At 68.4% G+C, this 6,288-nt stretch carries 7 protein-coding genes and 1 pseudogene; 2 read left to right on the plus strand and 6 right to left on the minus strand.

All coding sequences use genetic code 11. The features are described 5' to 3' along the window. Positions 1-8: 8 nt before the first annotated feature. Positions 9-464 carry a type II 3-dehydroquinate dehydratase gene (gene aroQ / locus NA4_RS07770; RefSeq protein WP_067466217.1) on the plus strand — a complete coding sequence of 152 codons (456 nt, stop codon included), beginning with the start codon at positions 9-11 and terminating at the stop codon, positions 462-464. A 5-nt stretch (positions 465-469) separates the two neighbouring features. Here the strand turns inward: aroQ and NA4_RS07775 are convergent, their stop codons facing one another. The 4 genes and pseudogenes from NA4_RS07775 to NA4_RS07785 all read right to left on the minus strand — a co-directional run. Beyond that, complete coding sequence (locus NA4_RS07775; protein ID WP_067466220.1) at positions 470-928, minus strand: nitroreductase family deazaflavin-dependent oxidoreductase; 459 nt, start codon at positions 926-928, stop codon at positions 470-472. Positions 929-1,179: 251 nt separating this feature from the next. Continuing rightward, positions 1,180-1,626, minus strand: coding sequence for a hypothetical protein (locus NA4_RS40155; protein WP_157128882.1), 447 nt, complete (start codon positions 1,624-1,626; stop codon positions 1,180-1,182). A 68-nt stretch (positions 1,627-1,694) separates the two neighbouring features. After that, positions 1,695-1,850, minus strand: coding sequence for a hypothetical protein (locus NA4_RS40160; RefSeq protein ID WP_157128883.1), 156 nt, complete (start codon positions 1,848-1,850; stop codon positions 1,695-1,697). A 59-nt stretch (positions 1,851-1,909) separates the two neighbouring features. Next, a pseudogene (locus NA4_RS07785) lies at positions 1,910-2,800 on the minus strand (NAD(P)-dependent oxidoreductase); the annotation flags it as partial. A gap of 131 nt (positions 2,801-2,931) precedes the next feature. On the opposite strand from NA4_RS07785, the gene NA4_RS07790 reads away from it, so the two are divergent. Continuing rightward, entirely contained in the window at positions 2,932-3,282 is a 351-nt protein-coding gene (locus NA4_RS07790; RefSeq protein WP_067466231.1) for a winged helix-turn-helix transcriptional regulator, read from the plus strand. Here the strand turns inward: NA4_RS07790 and NA4_RS07795 are convergent. Next, the gene (locus NA4_RS07795; protein ID WP_067466250.1) at positions 3,279-4,403 is read right to left on the minus strand and encodes a glycerate kinase; all 1,125 of its coding nucleotides are present in this window, start codon (positions 4,401-4,403) and stop codon (positions 3,279-3,281) included. The two genes, NA4_RS07790 and NA4_RS07795, sit on opposite strands and share 4 nt — an antisense overlap. Before the next feature lie 238 nt (positions 4,404-4,641). Further along, the gene (locus NA4_RS07800; protein WP_067466234.1) at positions 4,642-6,231 is read right to left on the minus strand and encodes an alpha/beta hydrolase; all 1,590 of its coding nucleotides are present in this window, start codon (positions 6,229-6,231) and stop codon (positions 4,642-4,644) included. Positions 6,232-6,288 lie beyond the last annotated feature (57 nt).

Genomic DNA, 6,288 nt, shown 5'->3' on the forward strand with positions numbered 1-6,288 from the left:
TTGCGTGCATGGCTGAGACCGTCGGCGCGACGCCGGGCCCGATCCTCGTACTCAACGGCCCGAATCTGAACATGCTCGGCACCCGGCAACCGGAGGTGTACGGGTCGGCGACGTTGGACGACGTAGTGGAACTGTGCAAGCGGACGGCGGCGAAGTTCGACCGGGAAGTCGTCGCGTTCCAGTCCAATTCCGAGGGAGCGCTGATCGATCGCATCCATCAGGCCCGGGGCGCCGAGTCGGGCATCGTGATCAATCCCGGCGGACTCACCCATACGTCGGTGGCGCTGCGGGACGCGCTGGTGATTCCGGAACTCCCCATCGTCGAGGTGCACATCAGCAACGTGCACGCGCGTGAGGAGTTTCGGCACCACTCCTACATCTCCCCGATCGCCACCGCCGTGGTCGCGGGCATGGGGATCCAGGGCTACGCCGCCGCCATCGAATTCCTGGGCCGCTCGGCCTGAGCCGATCAGTTCCCGGCGCCGGCGAGCTGGAATACCGGAAACCCGGGTGCGATGGCGGCGAGTTCCGCGTCGGTGGCGTCTTTGCTCACGCCCTCGAAGAACCGTCCGACCTCCCAGCCCCACTTCTGCAGGTAGAGCCGCAGCAGCGGCACCTTGTCGGCGTCGGCCACCTCGGTGGCGGTGAACGCCTCGACCTTGCGACCGAGCCGCAGCTCGCCGCCGCCCGCGGCCCGCAGGTTGCGCACCCACTGCGTGTGCCCACGCGGCGCCACCAGAAAGCGCTCGCCGTCTTCGCGCACCATCAGATTGACCATCGTGGTCCGCCATGCACCGCTCTTGCGCCCGCGCACCGCGAGCAGCCGCGAGCCCATCACGCTGATGCCCAGCTTGGGCAACAGATCGAAGATCCGGTTGAAGAGCCGATCCAATCCGGCGGGCCCGATGTAGCGGGTGCTGTAGTCCATGTCCTACTCCTCGATTGTGAGCACTGCTCTCTATAGCGAGAAGTGTTCCATGCTTGCCGCAGCGAAGTCAAGAGCAGTGCTCTCGTTTTCGCTGCGCCATCGAGCGCCCGGCGTGCGTCGCCGATCGAACTGGTCAGCACGCGTAGCGACCCGGATCGCCGTCACCGGCCCCGCGGCGGTGCGCCGGACACGGTGGACCGGCAGGCGGGTCACCCAGCACGGCCCTAGAGCCGAGGGATGACCCCGGCAGCTCAGCCCGCGCTTCCGGTAGCCGGAAGGGGCCGGGTATCGGGTTCCCGGTCTCCTTGGCCGCGACCGTACCTGTCGTTGCCTTGCCGGTCCCGGCCGCTGCGGTCGTAACCCCATCGGTCGTATCCCCACAGGTCGTAGCCCAGCCGGTCATAGCCGCTGCGGTCGCGGCCACTGTGGTCATAGCCGAATCGGTCGTAGCCGAATCGGTCATAGCCGAATCGGTCGTAGCCCGAGTGGTCGTAGCCGAATTGGTCGTAACGATCGGGGCCGTGGCCGCTCGGCATCGAGGGAGGCGGGGTAGGCGTGGATGCCGGAGCCGACGGGGCGTCCGGAGTCGCGGACGCGAGCGCGGCGGTCGTAGCAGGAGCGAACGCCAATACCCCGACAACCACAGCGCCCGTTATCGCGCGGCGCGCGCTGCCAGTGCCGATGATCCGATGCAACATATACCGATTACCTTCCGACGCAACACAATTAACGAACGAACACTTCATCGATCGAGAATCGACGATCGTTAGCAACGGTCGACGCAGCCACTGACAACGACGATCTGCGCACCCGGTGGTCCTTCCCGGCTGCTGCGCCGGGTGGTGATCATGTTGGCCGCCTCCAGCCATTCGATAGAGCTCCACAGCAGAGCCAGCCGATTCTTCACATAAGTGCCTGGCATGAGTGAAGGAGCGGCCGGCTCTGCGACGCAAGCGGCGGCGGGCTACGCCGCTGCGTGCGTCAGGCGTCGCCGCGCATCAGCGCGTAGGTGGAGATCGGCTTTCCCGCCTGCTCGCTGGCGGCAACGGCCTTGCGCCAGAACGACTGCGAGGTGTGCGAGAGCGTCGCGTCGACGCCGACCTCCTCGCTCGCGTCGATGATGTGCTGCGCGCCCGCGTCCATCATCTTCAAGCTGGCCAGGCTGGCCCATCCGCCGTTCTGGTTGGCGACCGAGAACTCCTCCATGAAGTAGGGGAACGCGGCGGCCGAACGGATCGCGAACGGGACGAACGCGGCGATGTCGTGACCGGAGCGATCGATCATCGCGGTCGCCTGGTCGAAGCCGAGCAGCCAGGGGTGGAAGAGGGTCAGCAGCCCCTGATAGAAGACCTGCGCCATGCCGTCGTCTGCGCCGAGGTACTCCTGTGGGCTCAACGGGCGCAGCAGCTCGGCGTGCGCGTCGAAGACCTCTCGCGGGCCGCTGTAGAAGATGTACGACGCCGGGTGCGCGATGTTCTCCCCGGCCGACATGACGCCACCGGAGAGGAACTGGGCGCCGTGCGAGCGGACCCACTCGGCGCCCTTGCGCGCCTTCTCCGGCGAATCGGAGGACAGGTTCGCGATCACTTTGCCATTCAGGTGATCGGTCGCCGGACCGAGCACGTCGTACATGGCCGCGTAGTGGGTGAGGCTGACCACGGTCACCTCGTTGGCGTCGAGCGCGTCCGCGACGGTCGCGGCGCGCTTCGCGCCCAGTTCGACCATGGCATCGACCTTCTCGGGGCTGCGGTTCCACACCGTCACCTCTACGCCTGCGTCCAGGAAAGCCCGGACCATCGCCTGACCCATCGGACCGAGCCCGATGACGGAGACGGCGCTGGCGGTGGTCTGCTCGGACATGATGTGTCCCTTCGGTTGTCGTTCGGATTGCTGTCGGCACCGGAACTCATCGTCGTTCCCGCAGGTAGAGTCGGGAAGACCGAACGTCGAGGTGCGGTTGCTTACCTAGAGGTTCGAAAACAGGTCAAAGGAGCGCGGTGGACATGAGTAGTGACGCAGATCACGATGTGTGCGGCATGTCGGTCGCCATCGATGTCGTCGGCGGAAAGTGGAAACTGCACCTGATGTGGGTACTCGGGGTCGGTCCGCAGCGATTCGGGCAGATTCGCCGGCTTCTCACCGGGGTCAGCGAGAAGGTGCTCGCCGAGAACCTGCGCCAGCTCGAAGCCAGTGGCGTGGTGCATCGTGAGGTCTATCCGGAGGTCCCACCGCGGGTCGAGTATTCGCTCACTCCCCTCGGCAAGGAGCTTGCCGTCGCCCTGCGCCCGCTCGAGGAATGGGGAGACCGGCACCGCCACGAATTGACCGCGAACCTGTTGGCGTCCGCGAGTTAAGTCAGCTGCTCGGCCGCGATACGCGCGCCGACGCGTTCGAGCAGCGACGCCGCGTCGGTCATACAGCGTGCCGGGTCGGGTTCCAGGTCGGCCAGCGCATAGCAGTCCACGAAGCCTGCGGACCGAATCTCGTCAGGCTCGAGGAGGGTGCGGCCGACCACGGCGATCACCGGAACACCCGCCGCACGAGCCACCGCGCACACTCCCACGGGAGCTTTGCCGTGCAGGCTTTGTCGATCAAGGGAGCCTTCGCCGGTGACGACGAGGGTGGCGGCAGCGAGCAGGTCGCGGAATTCGAGGAGTTCGAGCACGACCTCGATGCCACTGCGTACCCGCGCGCCCAGCACGGCGAGCGCTCCGAAACCGGTACCGCCTGCGGCACCCGCACCGGGGTGGCTCGCGAATTCGGGACCGGCGACGGACGCCCAAATGGCGAGCGCGGATTCGAGCACGCCCGACTCCGCCGGACCCGCGCCCTTCTGCGGCGCGTATACCGCCGCCGCGCCGTGTGGCCCGAGCAGCGGATTGTCGACGTCGCAGGCCAGCGTGAACGTCGTTGCGGCGATTCCAGGGTGCAGGTCGGAACGATCCAATTGGGCGGCGTGTGCCAAAACTGCTCCCCCGGTGGACAATTCCCGCCCGTCGGCGTCCAGGATGCGCGCGCCCAGCGCCTGCAGCATGCCCGCGCCTCCATCGGTGGAGGCGCTGCCGCCGAGACCGAGCACGATGTCGGTCACACCGTGGTCCATGGCATGGGCCAGAACGACGCCCAACCCGTATGTGCTCGCGCCGAGCGGATCGAGCCGCCCCTCGAGCAGCGCCGAAAGACCGACCACCGCAGCCAGTTCGATGACGGCCCGCGTCCCGTGCCGGGCATAGGCCGCCCGGCGTGGCACACCGGTCGGTCCCGGCGCCGTCAGCTGCACGCGCGTCCAACCCGCGGCGACAAACGCCTCGACCGTGCCGTCACCGCCATCGGCCACCGGAACCAGCCGGACGTCGGCATCCGGCGCGCCCCGCGTCAATCCCGCGGCCAGCGCGGCCGCCACCTGCGGCGCGGCGAGCGATCCCTTGAACTTATCCGGGGCGAGGATCACCCGAGGAGCGGATACCTGCGTCATCCCGACATTCTCGGTCGCGGCCGGATCGGCCGCAGCACGGCCCGGCCGCAACACGGATCGGCATCGGACCGCCCTGCCCGCCCCGGGCCGACCGTAGCCAAAGGCAGTCGCCGAAAAGGCGCAGCCGAGACGAAGTCCGTCGGCAACCTGAGCCCGCCCCAGCCAAGCCGAGGCAGCCGTCCAACCGGCCCACTAGAAGTGGCCTCGCAGCAATACCGATGTCGACCGCCCGATGCGCTCAGCTACCGGGCAGCGGAGCCTGGTCAGCCTGTGTGATGGTGACCTTCCCGGTCCGCAAGTAGGTGAGCACGGCTTCGTCCACAGCCGGATTGCCCCGGCCGAACGTGCCGTGGTCGCCGCCCTCGACGGTGACCAGCGTCCCGCCGAGCGCCTTGGCCATGGCCGGGCCGCCTTCGTACTTGGTCAGCGCGTCGTGACGGCTCTGCAGCACCAGCGGCGGGGTGCGCAGACCCGCCACCGTGATCGGCACCGGCTTCGTCACGGGCTTCCAGGAACCACAGGCCATTCCGGAGCGGACCAGGTCGGCACGGGCATCCATGGCGTTGCCGCCGGAGACGATGGTGCCGACCGCCGTGCCGAGCAGTTCCGGCCTGCCCGGCACGGCATTCTCGTTGCAGGTGATCGCGCTGAACACGAACCGCCCGGTGGGGTCGGTGGAGGTCGCGCCCTCGATGGCCCGCAGTCGCTGCACGTTCGCCGGGTCCGCGGCGGCATCGGCCATCGCGCGGGCGAAGGTCGGCCAGAACGCGCGGGTGTAGGTGGCGACAGTGGTCGCGCCGAGCAACGGCACCTGAGCGGAGACACCACCGGTCACCAAGGTGCGCAGCAAGTTCTGCAGTTTGCCCAGCTGCTCGACGCCGCCGTTGTAGCCGTCCCTGGCAATCTCGGCCAACGGCTCGGGCAGTGCGCCGGGCAGGTCGGCCAGGCTCGCGGGCGGCGGGGTGAGGTTGGCGTACCAGCCGCCGCCCTGGTCTGCCGCCAGCCGGACCCAGGTCCGGTAGACCTGTAAGGCGGTGTCGCCGAGGTGGTACTCGGCGTTGTGTTCGGCGATCCAGGCGAACAGATCGTCCAGGCGCTGCTTGCCCGCGATCTGCTGTTGGGCGAACTCCTCGGTCCACACCCAGTCCGGGTTGACGTTGGAGTCCAGGATCATTCGCTCCACCCGATCGCCGAACAAGGTCGCGTACACCGCGCCGAGGTAGGTGCCGTAGGACGTGCCGAAGTAGCTGATCCGCTCCAGCCCGAGCGCGGCACGCACGGCGTCGAGATCGCGTGCGGTGTTCTCGGTGGTGATGGTGTCCAGATAGCCGGGCTGCGCGGCGTCGCAGGCCTTCTTGATGGCGTCGCGGTTGCCGCCGCCCAACGAGACCTGTTCGCCCTCCGCGGGTTTCGTGTCCCCGGCACATTCCAGCGGCGTGGCCCAGCGCAGCCCGCGCGGCTGGACGGCGATCCGGTCATAGCGCGCGGCGAGTTCCGCGGGGAATGCCTCCGACCTTCGCGCCCAATAGTCCAGCGCATCGGCGCCGGGACCGCCGGGATTGGCGAACAGGACGCCTTCTCGCGTGCCGGTCGCCGCGATCCGGCTGACGGTCAGGTCGATCGTCGGCCCGTTCGGCTCGGCGTAATCCATCGGAACGCGGACGACGGCGCACTGCACGCCACGGTCAGCGGTGACAGATCCATCGGGGCACGCACCGAACACGACGCCCGGCGCGGCGTTCGCGAGGCCGGTGACGATCGATCCGCCGAGCAGAGCCGCGGCGGCGACGGTCGCCGCGACCCGCGAAACCCGCAGTGTTCTCATCATGTTCCGTACCTCCCCGGGTCTGCCGCGCTCGCGACTCCACCTCGCTGGCGCTCGGCT

This window comes from Nocardia amamiensis NBRC 102102, assembly GCF_001612745.1.
Classification (GTDB): domain Bacteria; phylum Actinomycetota; class Actinomycetes; order Mycobacteriales; family Mycobacteriaceae; genus Nocardia; species Nocardia amamiensis.